Annotated in this window: 14 protein-coding genes and 2 pseudogenes; 8 read left to right on the top strand and 8 right to left on the bottom strand. The window is 72.9% G+C overall.

Annotated features, from left to right (window positions below; genetic code table 11):
• A pseudogene (locus J7E97_RS25855) lies at positions 1–322 on the top strand (short-chain dehydrogenase/reductase); the annotation flags it as partial.
• Positions 323–471: 149 nt separating this feature from the next.
• Here J7E97_RS25855 and J7E97_RS25850 read toward each other — a convergent pair.
• Complete coding sequence (locus tag J7E97_RS25850) at positions 472–990, bottom strand: EF-hand domain-containing protein (protein ID WP_215031762.1); 519 nt, start codon at positions 988–990, stop codon at positions 472–474.
• A 323-nt stretch (positions 991–1,313) separates the two neighbouring features.
• Here J7E97_RS25850 and J7E97_RS25845 point away from each other — a divergent pair, with 323 nt between their 5' ends.
• Both J7E97_RS25845 and J7E97_RS25840 read left to right on the top strand, forming a co-directional pair.
• Positions 1,314–1,949, top strand: coding sequence for a sigma factor (locus tag J7E97_RS25845; protein WP_251055155.1), 636 nt, complete (start codon positions 1,314–1,316; stop codon positions 1,947–1,949).
• Positions 1,949–3,328, top strand: coding sequence for a maleylpyruvate isomerase family mycothiol-dependent enzyme (locus tag J7E97_RS25840; protein ID WP_251055154.1), 1,380 nt, complete (start codon positions 1,949–1,951; stop codon positions 3,326–3,328). The genes J7E97_RS25845 and J7E97_RS25840 overlap by 1 nt, the downstream gene beginning before the upstream one ends.
• Positions 3,329–3,362: 34 nt before the next feature.
• Here J7E97_RS25840 and purU read toward each other — a convergent pair whose 3' ends face one another.
• The gene (purU, locus tag J7E97_RS25835) at positions 3,363–4,244 is read right to left on the bottom strand and encodes a formyltetrahydrofolate deformylase (RefSeq protein WP_215031759.1); all 882 of its coding nucleotides are present in this window, start codon (positions 4,242–4,244) and stop codon (positions 3,363–3,365) included.
• 28 nt (positions 4,245–4,272) lie between these two features.
• Entirely contained in the window at positions 4,273–4,719 is a 447-nt protein-coding gene (locus tag J7E97_RS25830) for a hypothetical protein (protein WP_215031770.1), read from the bottom strand.
• 220 nt (positions 4,720–4,939) lie between these two features.
• Between J7E97_RS25830 and J7E97_RS25825 the strand changes: the two genes are divergently transcribed.
• A complete protein-coding gene (locus J7E97_RS25825) occupies positions 4,940–6,277 on the top strand; it encodes an ABC transporter substrate-binding protein (protein WP_215031767.1) in 1,338 nt (445 codons plus the stop codon).
• Positions 6,278–6,334: 57 nt separating this feature from the next.
• Here the strand turns inward: J7E97_RS25825 and J7E97_RS25820 are convergent, their stop codons facing one another.
• Together J7E97_RS25820 and J7E97_RS25815 are read right to left on the bottom strand one after the other, a co-directional pair.
• Complete coding sequence (locus tag J7E97_RS25820; protein ID WP_251055153.1) at positions 6,335–7,783, bottom strand: hypothetical protein; 1,449 nt, start codon at positions 7,781–7,783, stop codon at positions 6,335–6,337.
• A gap of 306 nt (positions 7,784–8,089) precedes the next feature.
• Positions 8,090–9,469 (bottom strand): transcriptional regulator, encoded by a 1,380-nt coding sequence (locus J7E97_RS25815; RefSeq protein WP_215031754.1) that lies wholly within the window; start codon positions 9,467–9,469, stop codon positions 8,090–8,092.
• 220 nt (positions 9,470–9,689) lie between these two features.
• Here J7E97_RS25815 and J7E97_RS25810 point away from each other — a divergent pair, with 220 nt between their 5' ends.
• The 3 genes from J7E97_RS25810 (at position 9,690) to J7E97_RS25800 (ending at position 13,119) form a co-directional block, all read left to right on the top strand.
• Positions 9,690–10,370, top strand: coding sequence for a bifunctional DNA primase/polymerase (locus J7E97_RS25810; RefSeq protein ID WP_215031752.1), 681 nt, complete (start codon positions 9,690–9,692; stop codon positions 10,368–10,370).
• A 155-nt stretch (positions 10,371–10,525) separates the two neighbouring features.
• The gene (locus J7E97_RS25805) at positions 10,526–11,485 is read left to right on the top strand and encodes an ABC transporter ATP-binding protein (RefSeq protein WP_251055152.1); all 960 of its coding nucleotides are present in this window, start codon (positions 10,526–10,528) and stop codon (positions 11,483–11,485) included.
• Positions 11,482–13,119 carry a transporter gene (locus tag J7E97_RS25800; RefSeq protein WP_215031750.1) on the top strand — a complete coding sequence of 546 codons (1,638 nt, stop codon included), beginning with the start codon at positions 11,482–11,484 and terminating at the stop codon, positions 13,117–13,119. The genes J7E97_RS25805 and J7E97_RS25800 overlap by 4 nt, the downstream gene beginning before the upstream one ends.
• Before the next feature lie 60 nt (positions 13,120–13,179).
• On the opposite strand, the gene J7E97_RS25795 is transcribed toward J7E97_RS25800, so the two are convergent.
• Positions 13,180–14,052, bottom strand: a complete 873-nt coding sequence (locus J7E97_RS25795; protein ID WP_215031764.1) for an alpha/beta fold hydrolase — start codon at positions 14,050–14,052, stop codon at positions 13,180–13,182.
• Between the two features lie 407 nt (positions 14,053–14,459).
• Positions 14,460–15,152, bottom strand: a complete 693-nt coding sequence (locus J7E97_RS25790; RefSeq protein WP_215031748.1) for a metal-dependent transcriptional regulator — start codon at positions 15,150–15,152, stop codon at positions 14,460–14,462.
• A gap of 291 nt (positions 15,153–15,443) precedes the next feature.
• Between J7E97_RS25790 and J7E97_RS25785 the strand changes: the two genes are divergently transcribed.
• A complete protein-coding gene (locus J7E97_RS25785; protein ID WP_215031746.1) occupies positions 15,444–16,199 on the top strand; it encodes an SIS domain-containing protein in 756 nt (251 codons plus the stop codon).
• 126 nt (positions 16,200–16,325) lie between these two features.
• Here J7E97_RS25785 and J7E97_RS25780 read toward each other — a convergent pair.
• A pseudogene (locus J7E97_RS25780) lies at positions 16,326–16,543 on the bottom strand (diguanylate cyclase); the annotation flags it as partial.

The following is a 16,543-nucleotide window of genomic DNA, read 5'->3' as shown; positions in this document are numbered from 1 at the left end:
CTGGCCAAGATCAGAGGTAGAGCCGGGTGGGTTTCGCACCGACTTCCTCAACGGCTCCAGCCTGCAGGCCGAACCGGCCTCCATCGTGGACTATGTCGCTGGCGCGGGACCAGTGCGCGAGGCCCTGGCCAACAACGACGACCGTCAGCCTGGCGATCCGGTGAAGGGAGCCAAAGCCATCGTCGACGTCACCGAGGTCGCCGAGCCCCCGCTGCGCCTGCAGTTGGGCGCGGACGCGGTCGAGCGCGTCGAGGCGAAGCTGGATCTGGTGCGGCGTGAACTCGACGAATGGAGGCACGTAGCGCTCTCCACCGCCATCTGAGTCCCAGGCGAAGGGGCGCCGTCACCGGGCTTGGGGTCCGGGCGTGCGTGTCACCCGGTCCCCTGCGCGGTCCCCCGCTCCCGCCACACCATGCCGATCCACGACGATACGAAGCTTCGTACACCCCCGCCCCGCCCGCCCCGCAGGCGTCACGCGTCCGGGGCCGCCACGCCGCAGTAGCCCGCGAAGGCCGCCAGGATCTCGTCCTCCGTGATGCGGCCGTCGCCGTCCGCGTCCAGGGCGGTCGCCACCTGCGTCGCCAGTTCCTCCGGAGTGCCGAGCACGCGCAGGACGCGCGCCGCGGCCGCCGGGGTGGCGCCGCCGCCGTCCTGGTTCGCCACGGCGATCACCGCCCGCAGGAACGGGCGCGCGATCTCGGCGAACCGCTGCGGGTTGTCCCGCAGCCGCTTGGCCGCGCCCGTGATGAACTCGTCGCGGGACACGCGCTGGTCGCCGTCCACGTCCGCGATGCCGGCCAAGCCCTGCCAGAAGGCCTCCGCTCCCGCGAAGACGTCCTGACCCCTGTCGGAGCGGGCCGCCACGGTGAATTCGGCCAACACCGCCTTCGCTGCCGCGCTGAAGTCCTCCCGGTCGATATAGCCGTTTCCGTCCTGGTCGAAGGTGGCGAATCGGGCGGCGATCTTGCGCTCGTATTCTGCGCTGTCCATATTCGGCGTTCCGCCTTCACATGTGCGGTGGGGTGCAGTTCAAGACAAGGCAGGAGCGTAAGGCCTACGTGGCCTGCGCGTTAAGCGAAGCGGTCAAGCAGGTGGCCGCATCGAACCAGCGCACGAGAAGCGCGACGGGGCGCGTACGCGCGTGCCCATGCCTCGAGCCCCGCCTTCCCGTTCACCACCATGTCACGCCTCTACCACGGAACACGGGGTTCCGGAGGAAGGTTCGCCCAAACCTGCCGCGGACCGCTGTGTGCCCACTACATTCGAGTGGTCGACACACGGCTGTGGATCCGGGGAAGCCGGCTGGGGGCACGATGGCGAAGGACGTTCCACCGCGCTGGGACCGCCGCATGCAGCAACGCCTGTCGCGCGGCGAGGCCGCCGCGCTGGGCGAGCTGTACGACCGCTTCGCCTCGCTCGTGCACAACCTCGCCCACCGGGTCCTGGGCGACGAGAAGGCCGCCGACCGGATCACCCGCGAGGTCTTCGGCTACATCTGGGAGAACCCGGACGCCTATGACCCCAAACAGGGCTCCATGCGCTCCTGGGTCGCCCGCATCACCCAGGGCCAGGCCGTCGCCCGCCTGCGCCAGGCCGAGCTGGGCCGCGGCTCCCGCGAGGAACTGGAGCAGAAGGTGCGCAGCGCCACCGCGGCCGCGCGCGCGGACTTCATCGTCACCTCCATGCCGGCGCCACTGCGCGCCGCGCTCGAACTCGCGTACTTCAAGCGCCGCGACTACCGGCAGGCCGCCGCCGACCTGCAGATCAGCGAGGACGAGGCCCGGCGCCGGCTGCGGCTGGGCCTGCAACTGCTGGCGACGGCCAATGCCGTCCCGCGAGAGGAAGCCGCCCCGCCCGGATACGGATCTTCCGGACACGGAGCTTCCGGACACGGAGCTTCCGGACACGGACCCGGCGGATACGGACCCGGCGGATACGGAACGCCTTGATGACCAGCCCCTTCGACTCCGACGACCCGTTCGAGCGGCCCCCGCGCGGCGGCGGCCCGGTGCCCCTTCCGGGCCCGCGCGCGGCGGCCGACGACCTCGAACACCCCGGCGGCCCCGAGCACACCGAGTACCCCGAGTCCGCCGACCACCCCGAGCCCGACGACCACCCCGAGTCCGCCGACCACCCCACGCACCCGGATGCGACGGATCCCCCGGAGGTCCCGACCGGGCCATCGGCGCCTCCGGCCCGGTCCGCTCCCCCGCCCGTGCCCTCCGGACCGCCCACCCACGCCGTACTGAAGTCCCTGCTCGGCGCCTGGGCCCTGGCCGCCTGCTCCGCCGAGGAGACCCAGGCCGTCGAGGACCACCTCACCGAGTGCGCGCCCTGCGCCGAGGAGGCCCTGCGGCTGCGCGACGCCGTGGGCCTGCTGCACCCGGAGGACAGCCTCGACCTCAAGCCGCTGCTGCGCTCGCGCGTGCTGGAGGACTGCCTCGGCAAGCGGCCGGCCCGCATCCCGGTTCCGGCGTGGGCGCAGCCGTACGACACCGAGACGGCGCGGCTCGACGCGCTGCTGCGGGACTTCGGGGACTCGGAGTGGCACACCCCGGTCCGGCTGAAGTGGTTCCAGGACGAGCGGCCCCAGGCCCGCCGGACCACGGTGGCCGGGGTCATCGGGCACCTGCTGTCGGTGGACGGCCTCGTCGCGGCGGCGCTCGGACTGGACGACCCGCTGGGCCCCGACGCCCCTCGGAGCGGTCCGGCCGACCGCACCGAGCACTACTGGGAGTCCGCCCCGTACCCGGCCACGCGCCGGGTCCGCGAGCCGTGGCGGGACCAGGGCCACACCCTGGTCCGCACGGTCTCCTTCGCGGGCCAGGGGGCCGCCGAACTCCCGGTCGGCTACGGGCCCTTCACCCTGCCCCTGGGCGACGCCTTCCTCGAGCGGGCCTTCGAGTGCTGGGTGCACGCCGTGGACATCGCGGACGCGGTGGACTACCCGTACGAGCCGCCGTCCGCGCCCCACCTGCACCGCATGATCGACCTGGCCGCCCGGCTGCTGCCGGAGGCACTCGCCGGGCGCCGGCGGGCGGGGCTCGCCGCGCCGCCGCGCGCCCTCGTCGCGGCGGGCGCCCCGGGCCGGACGCTGCACCTGGAGATCGAGGGCGCCGGCGGGGGCGGCTGGAACATCTCCCTGGACTCCCCGGCGGCGAAGCCCTCGGCGGAGCACACGGTGGCCCGGATCGCCCTGGACGGCGTCGAGTTCTGCCAGCTGGCGGCCGGGCACATCTCCCCGCAGGACGCGGCGGTGGGCCAGACCGGCGACCGAGAGGCCATCCGCGACGTACTCTTCGCGGCGGCCTCGCTCAGCCGGCTGTGACCGGTGCCGTGACCGGTGCTGTGACCACCCAGTCCTAGGCGAAGACGACCGTGCGGGTCCCGTTCAGGAGCACGCGGTGCTCGCTGTGCCACTTCACCGCGCGCGCCAGCGCCTGGCACTCCACGTCGCGGCCGATCGCCACCAGCTGGTCGGGGGTGACCTCGTGGCCCACCCGCTCGACCTCCTGCTCGATGATCGGGCCCTCGTCCAGGTCCGCCGTCACGTAGTGCGCGGTCGCACCGATGAGCTTCACACCCCGCGCGTGCGCCTGGTGGTACGGCTTCGCGCCCTTGAAGCTCGGCAGGAACGAGTGGTGGATGTTGATGATCCGGCCGCTCAGCGCCGAGCACAGGGTGTCCGAGAGCACCTGCATGTAGCGGGCGAGCACGACGAGTTCGACGTTCTCGGCGCGGACCAGCTCCAGGACCCGCTCCTCCGCCGCCGCCTTCGTGTCCTTCGTGACGGGAATGTGCACGAACGGGATCCCGTACGAGCCGACCAGCTCTTCGAAGTCGGTGTGGTTCGAGACCACCGCGGCGATCTCGACCGGCAGCGCGCCGATCCGGTGGCGGAACAGCAGGTCGTTGAGGCAGTGGCCGAACTTCGAGACCATCAGCACGATCCGCATGCGCTCGTCGGAGCGGTGGATCTGCCAGTCCATCTTGCAGGAGTCGCCGATCGCGGCGAAGCTCGCGCGCAGCTTCTCGACCGTCACCGGGGCGTCGGCCTCGAAGTGGACCCGCATGAAGAAGAGACCGGTGTCGCGGTCGCCGAACTGCTGGCTGTCCTCGATGTTGCACCCGGTCATGAAGAGATAGCTGGACACCGCGTGCACGATGCCCTGCTTGTCGGGGCAGGAGAGGGTCAGTACGTACTGCTGCGGGGCCGTGGTCTGCGGCTTCGGGTCATCGCTCATGACCGCATAGCCTTTCACATCGCGCCGCTCACACCGCGCGCGTGAGGATCCGCAGAACGTCGAGCGACCGCGGCCGCGCGTCCGGGTCGTCCCCGTCCGCCGTCGACAGCCGTACGTGGGCCTCGCGCGCGGCCCGTACGGCCTCCGGCCAGGCGTGGTGCTCCAGGTATCCGGAGACGGGAGCGTCGGGGCCGATCTGGTGCATGATCCGCAGCACGCGCAGCACGGCGAGGTCGACCAGGGCCGCCTCCTGGGAGTCGCGGAAGATCGTGCCGACGTACTTCTCCGCCGACCAGCTGTCGAGCCAGGTGTCCTCGACGAGCCGGTACACGGCGTCGGTGACGTCCCCGTACCCCTCGGCGCCGGCCAGCCAGGTGTCCTCCTGGAACGCGGGGTCGGAAAGCATGTGCAGCGCCGAGCGCACGTTGCTGCGCCAGCGCCACCACGGCATGTCGTTGAGGGGCATGCCGCCCATGGTGGAGGAGCGGCCGCCGCGGCGGGAAGAGTTCTTCGAACCTTGGGCGAATGTCACGCTTTCGATCGTACGTTCCCGTCGTGCGCGATCTTGCAGCGCCCGGGCGGACCCCGCGCCGCCCCACCCTCCGTGCGGCTCCACCCGTAATTCACCTGGCCGTCACCCCGTGTTGTGCACACCTCGCACTTCAGTTACCCGCGGAGCGGAATGGTGCATGAACATGACCATCCGGCGACGCGCGACCACCCTGACCCGCACCCTCCTGGCCACGGCTACGGGCACGTGTCTTATGGCCGGCTGCGGGGTGCTCCCCGCGGGCTCGGGGGGCTCCGGAGGGTCCGGCTCCACCCTCACCGTCATGACCTTCGCGCCGGAGGACTCCCGAGCGACCAACATGCCCGGGATGCCCGGCATGGCCAAGGCCTACGGGCGCTGGGCCAACGCCAAGGGCGGCGTCAACGGCCACAAGATCCGCGTCCTGACCTGCAACGAGCACAACACGGCCGGCGGCGCCGCCGACTGCGCCCGCAAGGCGATCGCCGAGAAGGCCGTCGCCGTCGTCGGCTCGTACAGCCAGCACGGACGCGCCTTCATGGCCCCGCTGGAGGCCGAGGGCATCCCGTTCATCGGCGGGTACGGAGTGTCCCCCGAGGAGTTCCAGTCGCCGCTGTCCTACCCCGTCAACGGCGGCCAGCCCGTCCTCCTCGCCGGCGCCGGCCACCAACTGGGCCGGGCCTGCTCCAAGGTCGCCCTCGTCCGCCCCGACACCCTCGCGGGCGACTCCCTGCCGCTCCAGCTCAACGCCGGCCTCAGGGCCAACCAGGTCGCCGATACCGGCGACATCCGGGCCGCCGAGGACTCCGCGGACTACACCCCGCAGGCCCGCGAGGCCCTGGCCGGCTCCTCGCCGGCCGCCCCGGCCGCCGGGAGCAAGGGCGCGGCCCCGGCCAAGGACGGCAAGGACGGCAAGGACAAGGGCTGCGTGGCCGCCGTCCTCGGCTCGCGCACCGAGACCTTCTTCGACGCCTTCCGCCGCGCCGACGCCCAGAACCGCAAGCCGCAGATCTCCTCGGTGCTCGGCTCGGTCAGCCAGGCCATGGTGGACCGCACCGGCGGCAAGGACAGCCCCTTCGAGGGCGCGTACGTCACCAGCTGGTACCCGGTCGCCTCCGATCCCCTCTGGGAGCCGATGCGCCGGGCGATCACCGAGCAGGCCTTCGGCGACGACACCGTGGACCCCGACGACAGCGGGGCCCAGACCACGTGGATCGCGTACACGGTGTTCAGCGAGGCGGTGAAGCGGTTCGGGGCCGACGAGCGGATCACGTCCCGCAAGCTCGCGCAGAAGCTCAACCAGGCCGAGCCCGTCAAGACCGGCGGCCTCACCCCTGACCTCAGCTGGCGCTACCAGGACATGCGCGCCGTCGCGGGGTTCCCCCGCATCGTGAACGGCCGGGTCACCTTCCAGATCGTCCAGCAGGGCCGTCTCGTGGCCCAGCCGGGCGAGCAGTCCCTGGACATGACCGAGACCCTGGAATCGGCCCCGCGCACCAGCTAGTGGCGGGGCCGGAGCCATGACCGTGGCCGTGGCCGTGGCCGCCCGACGATCCGCCGGCTACAGCTGGCTCTTGTCCCGCTTGGTGAGGTTGTACTTGCCGGCGATCGTGTTCCACATGCCGGCCGCCGACTCCTTGGCCTTCGTGGCGTCACCGCTCGCCTTGTTGCCGGCGGTGTCGTTGCCGGTGGACTTCGCCTTCCCGTCCTTGCACTTCTCGCCGTCGGCCTTGAGGTCGTCCGCCCAGGACGCGTAGCTGTTGTCGGCCTCGGCGGAGGACTTCCACGCCTTGGTGAGGGCGTCGCTCAGCTTCGCGTGGTCCGGGAGCTGGTCCACCTTGAGCTCCTGGAGCCGGGTCACCAGCTCCTCGCGCTGGCGGGCCGCGTCGCGCAGGTCGATGGCCGCCTGGTCGAGGTTGCGGCAGCCCTTGACGTCGTCGACGGCCTTGATCACCGAGGCGCGGCTGTCGTTGCTGTCCGCGAGCAGCTTGTCCAGCTGGACGGCCTGCGGCTGGGCCGGGTCGAGCGGCGCCTCGCCCCCGGCCTTGGCCGAACCGCCGGCGGTGGGGGTACTGGCCTGCGCGCCGGGGTCGTTGTTCTGGGCCTTCTCGTCGCTGAGCACCGCACCGACGCCGAGTCCGACGACGGCCAGGCCGATGACGACGGCGGCGACGATCGCGGGCGAGATCCTGCGGCCGGCGGGCTCCTCCGGCGGCGCGAACTGCTGCGCCTGTTGGGGGAACTGCTGCTGCGGAAGGCCCTGTTGCTGGAACCCCTGCTGCGGCTGCTGCTGGTACTGCGGCTGTTGAGGCTGCTGGAAGGGCTGCGGCTGCTGGAACTGCTGTGCCTGCTGCGGCTGCTGGAACTGCTGTGCCTGGTGTGGCTGCTGTGCCTGCTGCGGCTGCTGTGGCTGCTGGAACTGCTGCTGCGGGCGCGACGGCTGCTGCGACGGATACTGGCGCGGCGGCTGCCGACGGAGCACCGGCTCCTGAACGGGCGGCAGGTGCTGCGTGTCGCCGCGGAACAGCCCGTCGAACCCGGCGGCCGGGTCCGCGGGGACGGCGGGAACCGGCGGGATGTACTGCGTCGCGGCCTCTCCGTGCGCGGGGGCGGCCGGGACCGGAGCCATGTACTGCGTGGCGGCCTCGGCGTGCGCGGGAGCGGGCGGGACCGGAGCCATGTACTGGGTGGCGGCCTCCTCGTGCGCGGGAGCGTCCGGGACCGGAGCCATGTACTGGGTGGCGGCCTCCTCGTGCGCGGGAGCGGCCGGGACCGGCGGTATGTACTGCGTGACCGCCTCGGGCAGCGGCGGGTAGCCGTAGCCGTGCGGCTCGCCCGGGCCCTCGTAACCCGGGCCCAGGACGTGCCCCTGCGGGTAGCCGTAGGCCGGGCCGCCGGGCGCGGGGTGACCCTCCGCGGGCCCGCCGTCCGCGGGCCGGGCGTCGGAGGGCACGTCGTCGTAGGGCCGGTCGTACGGGTACTCCGGCTGCGCGTCCGGCTGCGCAGGCATGGGAGGGCCCCACGGCGTGCCGGCCCGGGGGCCCCCGCCCTGGCCGCCTTGGCCGTCCTGGCCGCCCTGTCCGCTCTCCGTCACCGGGTCTCCCTCTCCGACCTGTCCGAACCTTCGGAACGTCGACTCACGCTACCCGGTCGCACCCCTTCCCCGTCGGGCATCCCCCTTCCCGCCGCCGGACGGCTCCCCGGTCCCCGCCCGCGTCACCCGTCACGACACCGGTCTCGACACCGGTCTCGACACCGGTCAGACCGGTCCCGGCACCGGCCATGACCCCGGCTGCGACCCCGGCCATGACGCCGGTCAGGACACCGCCTCCAGACGGGCCCCGAACTCCCGTACCGCCGGTTCCTCCCGGTACGGCTCCACCCGGGCCCGGAAGTCCTCCAGGTACCCGGCGCCCCGGTTCGACCTGATCCCCGACAGGACGTCCGCCGCCTGCGCGGCCGTCTGGCAGGCGGCTTCGACCTCACGCTGCTGCACCCGCGCCGCCGCCAGCAGGAGCAGGCCGATCGCCCGGCGGCGCGCCTTGGCCGCCGGAAGGTCCCGCAGGGCCTCCTCGGCCCGCTTCGCCGCCGCGTCCGCCTGGCCCAGGTCCCGGTGGCAGTGGGCCAGTTCGTCGGCCAGGTACGCCCGGTCGAAGTGGCTGATCCACACCGGGTCGTCGCCCGATTCCGGTTCCGCCCGCTCCAGCGCCGTCACCGCCCGCGAGGTCAGCACCGCCGTCGCCCGCGCGTCACCGAGCAGCGCGTGCCCGCGCGCCTCGGCCGCGTAGAACATCGCCTCCACCCGGGGGGTGACCTGCCCGCGCGTGCCCTCCTGCGCCGCTCTGGCCAGTTGCGCGATCTCCCGCGGATTGCCCAGCTCCGCCGCGAGGTGGCTCATGGAGGCCGCCAGCACGTAGCCCCCGTACGCCCGGTCCCCGGCCGCCTGCGCCAGCCGCAGCGCCTGGATGTAGTAGCGCTGGGCGAGCCCCGGCTGGCCCGTGTCCACGGCCATGTAGCCCGCCAGCTCGGTCAGCCGGGCGACCGCCGCGAACAGCGCGCGGCCCACCGGTTCCCGGTAGGAACCGCCGATCAGCCCGGAGACCACCGAGTTGAGGTAGTGCACGACCACCGGCCGCACGTGCCCGCTCCCGAAGCGGTGGTCGAGGTCCTTCAGCGCCTCGGTGGTGGCCTGGACGGCCTCCACGTCGGACATCCCGACCCGCGAGCCGCCGCTGCGCGCGACCTGCGCGTCGGCCCCGGTGATCAGCCAGTCGCGGCTCGGCTCAACGAGCGCCGAGGAGGCCACGCTGGACCCGGAGAGGAAGTCGCGCCGGCCCACGTCGCTGCGCCACAGCTCGCAGACCTGCTCGATCGCGCCGACGACGGTCGGGGAGAACTGCAGGCCGACGCCGGAGGCGAGGTTCTTGCCGTTGGCCATGCCGATCTCGTCGATGGTGACGGTCCGGCCGAGTTTGCGGCCGAGCGCCTCGGCGATGATCCCCGGGGCCCGGCCGCGCGGCTGCTGGCCGCGCAGCCAGCGGGCGACGGACGTCTTGTCGTAGCGAAGGTCGAGACCGTGTTCGGCCCCGCACATGTTGACGCGCCGGGCGAGCCCGGCGTTGGAGCACCCGGCTTCCTGGATGAGCGCCTGTAGCCGTTCGTTCGGCTGGCGGGCGAGGAGAGGCCTGGCTGCCATGAAAACCCCCAAAGGCCGCGGGTGACCGACGGAATGATCACTTCCCGCCTGATGTGCGGGGAATCTTCCCCAATGCGTCCTGTCGCTACCCACCTCCGGCGCCCCGCCCTCCTGCGCGCCCCCCGCGATGCACCGATGCGCCCCGCATGCAGGATCGATGCTCCGGCTCCCGGCTGGTTTGCGCCCGTAACCCCCGGTGACCGCAAGAGTTGTGTTGCACGTGGAAAAGACCATCGGAGTCACGGAGACCGCGCCCGTTCCCCTTCAGCGCAGCGAGCCGCTGCTGGACCATGCCGTGCGGTACGCGGAAGAGCGGCACTGGGATGTCTTCGCCGGTGCCTGGCTGGAGGCCGCCGACGGGCGGGAACGGTGCTCGTGCGGGGCGGCCGACTGCCCGGCCCCGGGCGCGCACCCGGCGGTGAAGGACTGGGCCTCGCTGGCCTCGGGCAGCGCCGTGCAGGTGCGGCGGCTCTGGGGCAAGAACCCGACGGCCTCCATCCTGCTGCCGACCGGCCGGACCTTCGACGCGCTCGACGTGCCGGACGCGGCCGGGTTCCTCGCGCTGGCCCGGCTCCAGCGCATGCAGCGCACCCTCGGGCCGGTGATCGCCACCCCCGCCGGCCGGATGCTGTTCTTCGTCCTTCCGGGCGCCGGGGCGAAGGTGCCGGACCTGCTGCGCAAGCTCGGCTGGCAGCCGCCCCAACTCGACCTGCACGCACGGGGCGAAGGCGAGTACGTGGCGGCCCCGCCGACCCGCATCGGCGGCCGCGGCTCGGTCCAGTGGGCGCAGCCGCCGACGGCCGCGAACCGGTGGCTGCCGGACATGGAGGAGCTGATCGACGCGCTGGCGTACGCGTGCGGTCGCGAGGCGGCGGCGGAGCGGGCCCGGCGCGGCGCGTAAGACGCGGCGCGAGACCCGGAGCGGGACCCGGAACCGTGGATCCGCGGCCGACATTTCCGACGGGAAACTCATGACATAAGTAACTGCTCCGCCCTCTCCCCCTCCTCCTATGGTGAGGAAAGCAGGACACGGGGAACAGAACGAGAGGCAGGCGCATGTCGGACCAAGGCGCCCGGGTGGTCGGTACGGACGGAGTGGGTGGCGGCGCGCGAACCGCGCCGCCGGCCGCGGCCGCCGTGCGGGTGGAAGGTTTGTGGAAGCGGTTCGGCGAGCAAGTGGCCGTCGCCGGGATCGACCTGGAGCTGCCCGCCGGGCAGTTCATCGGTCTGGTCGGACCGAACGGCGCGGGCAAGACGACCACGCTGTCGATGGTGACCGGGCTGCTGCGCCCGGACATGGGGCGCGTGAGCGTCGCCGGACACGACGTCTGGGCGGACCCGGTCGAGGTCAAATCGCGGATCGGCGTACTGCCCGAGGGGCTGCGGCTCTTCGAGCGCCTGTCGGGACGCGAACTGCTCGGCTACATGGGCCGGCTGCGGGGGCTGCCGGGCCGGGAGACGGACAGCCGGGCCACCCAGCTGCTGGAGGTCCTCGATCTGGCCGGTTCGCAGAACAAGCTGATCGTCGACTATTCCACGGGCATGCGGAAGAAGATCGGCCTGGCGGCCGCACTGCTCCACAACCCCGAAGTCCTCTTCCTGGACGAGCCGTTCGAGGGCGTGGACCCGGTGTCCGCGCAGACCATCCGCGGAGTGCTGGAACGTTACACCTCCTCCGGAGCGACGGTCGTCTTCTCCTCCCACGTCATGGAGCTCGTCGAGTCGCTGTGCGACTGGGTGGCCGTCATGGCCGCCGGCCGCATCCGGGCCGCAGGACCGCTGGCCGACGTACGGGGCGACGCGCCCTCGCTGCAGGCCGCGTTCCTCGAACTGGTCGGGGCGCGGGGCCTGGCCACGGGCGAGTCGCTGGACTGGCTCGGCGGCGGCGCGGCCGCGGGCAGGGCCCGGGGCGCCGGCCCGGGCACTGGCACTGGCGCTGGCGCTGACACCGACACCGGCACCGGCACCGGCACCGGCACCGGCACCGGCACCGGCACCGGATCGGGCGTCCGATGAACACGGCCGCCCCGGCATCCGCCTCCGCCCCGGTCTCCCTCACGCCGATCTTCGTCCGCCTCAAGCTGTCGCTCCTGCGCAACGGCCTCAAGGGCTCCTCCAAGCGCAAGGCCGCGTACTTCGGCGCCCTCGCCTTCGCCCTCGCCGCCGCCTTCCTCGTCACGCTCGGCCTCGCGCTGCTGCGCGGCAACGAGCACGCGAACGCGGTGGTCGTCCTGCTGGCGGCGGTCCTCGCCCTCGGCTGGACCTTCATGCCGCTGTTCTTCCCGACCGGGGACGAGACCCTCGACCCGAGCCGGCTCGTCATGCTGCCGCTGCGCCCGCGCCCGCTCGTACGGGCCCTGCTGGTCTCCTCCCTCGTCGGCACGGGACCGCTGTTCACCCTGTGCCTGGCGGTCGGCTCCGCGATCGCCCTCGCCCACGGCGCCGCGGGCACCGTGGCGGCCGTACTGGCCGTGCCGCTCCTGCTGCTCGGCTGCGTGGCACTCGCCCGCGCGGTGGCCACGGCCAATGTCCGGCTGCTGACCAGCCGCAAGGGGCGCGACCTCGCGCTGCTCAGCGGTCTGGTCATCGCGGTGGGCGCCCAGGTGGTGAACTTCGCCGGGCAGCGGCTCTTCCAGACCGGTGGACTGGAGCGGCTGGAGCCGGCCGCGGAGATCGTCCGCTGGCTGCCGCCCGCGTCGGCCATCGGCATGGTGGACTCCGCGAGCGAGGGAGCGTACGGGACGGCGGCGGCCCAACTCGCCGTCACGCTCGCCGCGCTGGCGCTGCTCCTGCGCTCCTGGGAACGCGGCCTCACCAAGCTCATGGTCACCCCGGACGGCTCGACGATCGCGGCCGCCAAGCCGAAGGGGCCGCGGGGCGCGAATGCCGCTGGCGGCGCGCGCTCGTGGTCCCTCCTCCCCGACGACGGCCGTACGGGCGCGGTCGCGCAGCGCACGCTGCGCTACATCGTCCGCGACCCGAAGACCAAGTCGACCTGGGTGTCGGCCCTGGTGGTCGGAGCGATCATCCCGGCCGCCAACGCCCTCCAGGGCACCGGCTCGGTCTACTTGGTCTGCTTCGCCTCGGGCATGCTCGGCGTCCAGATGTACAACCAGTTCGGGCAGGACGGCTCGGCGTTCTGGATGGTCGCGCAGACCCTGTCGAGCACGCGCGACGCGTACCGGGAACTACGCGCCCGCGCCCTCGCCCTCGCCCTGATCACCGTGCCGTACACGGCCCTGGTGACCGCGCTGACGGCCGCCCTGGTCGGCGACTGGCCCGGCTTCGCCGGCGCCCTGGGCCTGGCGCTGGCCCTGCTCGGCTCGATGCTGTGCACGGGAGCCCTGGCCTCGGCCCGCTTCCCGTACTCCATCCCGACGGAGGGCGCCTTCAAGAACGTCGCCCCGGGCCAGGGCGCCCTGGCGTGGATGGGCATCTTCGGCGGCCTGCTCTCCTCGGCGCTGATCTGCGCCCCGCTGATCGCCCTGACGGTCTACCTCCACGTGGCGGACCACCACTCCCTCACCTGGATCCTGCTCCCCCTGGGCACGGCCTGGGGCGCACTGGCCACTTGGGCCGGCCTGCGCCTGGCCGCCCCGACGGTGGCCCGCCGCCTCCCGGAGATCCTCCTGGCCGTCAGCAAGGGCTGACACAGGCGAAGGCGGGTGCGGGGGCGGGGGCGGCTCCCGCCCCGCCCCCGCCGTCCGGCCTCAGGCCGACGCCTTGATTCCCTCCAGGAACGGTTCCACCGCCGCGCGCCAGGCCGCCGGCTGGTCGTAGTGGAGGTAGTGGCCCGCGTCGGGGATCTCCGCGTACTGGCCCGCCGGGAGGACGCGGACCATCTCCTGGGCCTCCGCCCGGCCCAGCTCGCCGTCCAGGCCGCGGACGACCAGCGTCGGGCAGCTCACCTGGGCGAGCTCCTCCCAGTGAGCGTCGTGGACCCACGTCTCGCGCGCGGTCAGCATCTGGCGGCGGGAGAACAGCGGGCGCCATCCGTCCTCGGCCTCGTGCATCACCTCGGCGAAGAACCGGCCGCGCCCGGGATCCGGCCGCTCCACGCGGGGGTCGTCCTCGCCGAACCAGCGGCGGGCCGCGTCCTGCGTCGGGAACGGCAGCGGCCAGCCCCGGAACCAGTCCTCCCACTCCTGCTGCGAGGCCTCCCCGAGCGCCGACGCCCGCATGTCGCAGATGACGAGCGCCGCCACGAGGTCGGGCCGGCGCGCCGCGAGCTGCCAGGCGGTCAGGGCGCCCATGGAGTGGCCGATCAGGGTCACGGGGGCGAGCCCGAGCTGCTCGATGGCGGCTTCGGCATCGGCCACGAAGGCCTCGCGCCCCAAGGGCGTCGTGCTGCCCGGTCCGTGGAGCGGGCGCTCGCTCTGGCCGTGGCCCCGCTGGTCGAGGGCCACGACGCGGCGGCCCTCGGCGAGCCAGCGCGCGGTACCCGCCCAGTGGAACGCGCGGCCCATCAGGCCGTGGAGTAAGAGGGCCGCGGGCTCGCCCGACGGCTCCGCGGCCGCCTCCCGGAACTCCCAGGCAGCCAGGCGCACGCCGTCGGCTCCTGTCACATCGAAGCGCTGTACCACCAACGATGCACCCCCTTCGCTCTCGGCCACAGTATCGAACCCGTATTCGAAAACCGGGTTCTCGTCTTCAACACCGCTCTTTCGAGTGACCTTGCTCAAGGATTGGCCGCCGCTGCCGATGGAGATCCTTTCAACAGGGAGGCGGGCCGCTCGGGGAAGACGGTCCGAAGGGGATGACCTTGAGAGCTCGGGGCTCCAGGTCAGACAGGGGAGGACTGGTCCCGGCGCCGAAAGGCGTCGGGACCATCCATATCCAGCCGCGCCGGTCCACGACGATCGACACCGGCCTGATCCGCTCGCACAGGCGACCCTCCCGAACGTCAGTCCGTCAATCCGCGTGCGACCAGCCGACGTTCAACGGATCAGCACTCCAACGGTCAGCTCTCGACCGCTCAGCGCGCAACCGGTCAGCGCTTCGCCACGAACACGTGGGAGGCGATGTCCGCCTGCAGCTCCGCGGCCTCGCCCCCGCTGCCGACGAGCACGCCGCCCGGCGACTCGGTCACGCTTACCACGGAGCCGGGCTGCACGCCCGCCCGCCGCAGCGTGTACATCAGCTGCGCGTCCGTCTGGATCGGCTCCCCGATCCGGCGGATGACGACCGTCTTGCCCTCGGGGCCCGGATCGAGCTCCGACAGGCTGACCATGCCGTCCTCCAGGAACGGGTCCGCCTCGGCCTTCTCCCCCAGCTCCTCCAGGCCCGGGATCGGGTTGCCGTACGGCGACTCGGTCGGGTGGCGCAGCAGCTCCAGCACCCGCCGCTCCACCGCCTCGCTCATCACGTGCTCCCAACGGCAGGCCTCGGCGTGCACCTGCTCCCACTCCAGGCCGATGACGTCGACGAGCAGACACTCCGCGAGCCGGTGCTTGCGCATCACGCGCGTCGCCAGTCGCCGCCCCTCCTCGGTCAGCTCCAGGTGCCGGTCGCTGGCGACGGCCACCAGGCCGTCGCGCTCCATGCGCGCCACCGTCTGGCTCACCGTCGGGCCGCTCTGGTCGAGCCGCTCGGCGATACGGGCGCGCATGGGGACCACGCCTTCCTCTTCCAGCTCGAGGATGGTGCGGAGATACATCTCCGTGGTATCGATCAGTCCGGACATTCGTGCCCCTCGGATATCGTGCGCTGGCCCTGCACCCAATTCTGACGCATCGCGCCGGGAACCGTCCCGTGCCGGAGGCCAAGGCCCGATCCGGACCCGGTCCGGATCCGGTCCGGATCCGCCGCCGACCCGCCGAGGCGCCGTCCCCACGGCCCTCATTACCCCTCTCACCGGGCCTTTCGTCCCACGGGTTGACGTTCGTATTGACACGCCCTTGGTCCAGACCGCACGGTGAGCGCCGGACACGGACGACAACTTCACCCCACTCCCACCCCGGAAGGCCATCGGCGTATGAGCGAGAGCAAGCTGGCCGGTCAGTTCTTCGACGCCGCGATCGGCCTGCTGGAGCGGGTACGGGACGAGGAGTCCGCGCGCATCGGCGAGGCCGGCGCGGTCATCGCGGACGCCGTCGCCGCCGGGAACAAGCTCTTCGCCTTCGGCGCCGGCCACTCCTCGCTCCCCGCGCAGGACATCGTCTACCGGGCCGGCGGACTCGCCCTGATGAACTTCCTCGCCGTCCCCGGCACCGTGGGCGTCGACGTCATGCCGGCCACCCTCGGCAGCGCCCTGGAGCGCGTCGACGGCCTCGCCGCGGCGGTCCTGGACAGCAGCCCGGCCTCCGACGGCGACGTCCTCGTGATCATCTCCCTCTCCGGGCGCAACGCGCTGCCGGTCGAGATGGCCATGAACGCCCGCGCGATCGGCCTCAAGGTCATCGGCGTGACCTCGGTGGCGTACGCGACCGGGACCAAGTCCCGGCACGTCTCCGGCACCTTCCTCAAGGACCACTGCGACATCGTCCTCGACAGCAAGATCGCGATCGGTGACGCCGAACTGACCCTCGACGGCATCGAAGCGCCCTTCGCGCCCGCCTCCACCGTCGTGACCAGCGCGATCATGCAGGCGGTCATGGCCGCCGCGGCCGGCGAGCTCGCCGCCCGCGGGATCGAGCCGCCGCTGCTGCGCTCGGGCAACGTCGACGGCGGCCACGAGTGGAACGGCCGCGTCATGCAGGAGTACGGCGACCGGATCTTCTTCCGCCACTAGCCAGGCCGCCGGGAGGCCCGGTCGGCCCGCCGGGTCTGCCGGGTCCGCCGGGTCCGCCGGGTCCGCCGGATGCGGTCACCACCGGCCGCTGGTAGTGCTGCGGCCGGGCCCGCACCCCGCTCCCCCTCACCTCCCGAGCAAGTCCAGATCCGCCGCGACCCGGGCCGCGACCTCCTCGGCGTACGCCGCGTCCGCGCGCTCGAAGGCGGCCCGCGAAGGCCCGCGCAGGAACGTCAGCGTCCCCAGGCTCCGCCCACGGCTGCGCAGCACGGTGCACAGCGCGTGCGCGGCGCCCTCGGGCCAGCGCCGGTCCGCCGCCCACCGCCCTGCGGCCTCCCCGGGCG

This window comes from Streptomyces sp. ISL-66, from assembly GCF_018614135.1.
GTDB lineage: Bacteria > Actinomycetota > Actinomycetes > Streptomycetales > Streptomycetaceae > Streptomyces.
Note: the sequence above shows the minus strand (reverse complement) of the source record. Positions and strands in the feature narration are given on the sequence as shown.

Coding starts and splice junctions, on each gene's coding strand:
- J7E97_RS25840 (WP_251055154.1), top strand. CDS start 1,949: ATGACCAGCCCCTTCGACTCCGACGACCCGTTCGAGCGGCCCCCGCGC.
- J7E97_RS25825 (WP_215031767.1), top strand. CDS start 4,940: ATGACCATCCGGCGACGCGCGACCACCCTGACCCGCACCCTCCTGGCC.
- J7E97_RS25785 (WP_215031746.1), top strand. CDS start 15,444: ATGAGCGAGAGCAAGCTGGCCGGTCAGTTCTTCGACGCCGCGATCGGC.
- J7E97_RS25800 (WP_215031750.1), top strand. CDS start 11,482: ATGAACACGGCCGCCCCGGCATCCGCCTCCGCCCCGGTCTCCCTCACG.
- J7E97_RS25830 (WP_215031770.1), bottom strand. CDS start 4,719: ATGGGCGGCATGCCCCTCAACGACATGCCGTGGTGGCGCTGGCGCAGC.
- J7E97_RS25820 (WP_251055153.1), bottom strand. CDS start 7,783: ATGCCTGCGCAGCCGGACGCGCAGCCGGAGTACCCGTACGACCGGCCC.
- J7E97_RS25845 (WP_251055155.1), top strand. CDS start 1,314: ATGGCGAAGGACGTTCCACCGCGCTGGGACCGCCGCATGCAGCAACGC.
- J7E97_RS25790 (WP_215031748.1), bottom strand. CDS start 15,152: ATGTCCGGACTGATCGATACCACGGAGATGTATCTCCGCACCATCCTC.
- J7E97_RS25805 (WP_251055152.1), top strand. CDS start 10,526: ATGTCGGACCAAGGCGCCCGGGTGGTCGGTACGGACGGAGTGGGTGGC.
- J7E97_RS25850 (WP_215031762.1), bottom strand. CDS start 990: ATGGACAGCGCAGAATACGAGCGCAAGATCGCCGCCCGATTCGCCACC.
- J7E97_RS25815 (WP_215031754.1), bottom strand. CDS start 9,469: ATGGCAGCCAGGCCTCTCCTCGCCCGCCAGCCGAACGAACGGCTACAG.
- purU (WP_215031759.1), bottom strand. CDS start 4,244: ATGAGCGATGACCCGAAGCCGCAGACCACGGCCCCGCAGCAGTACGTA.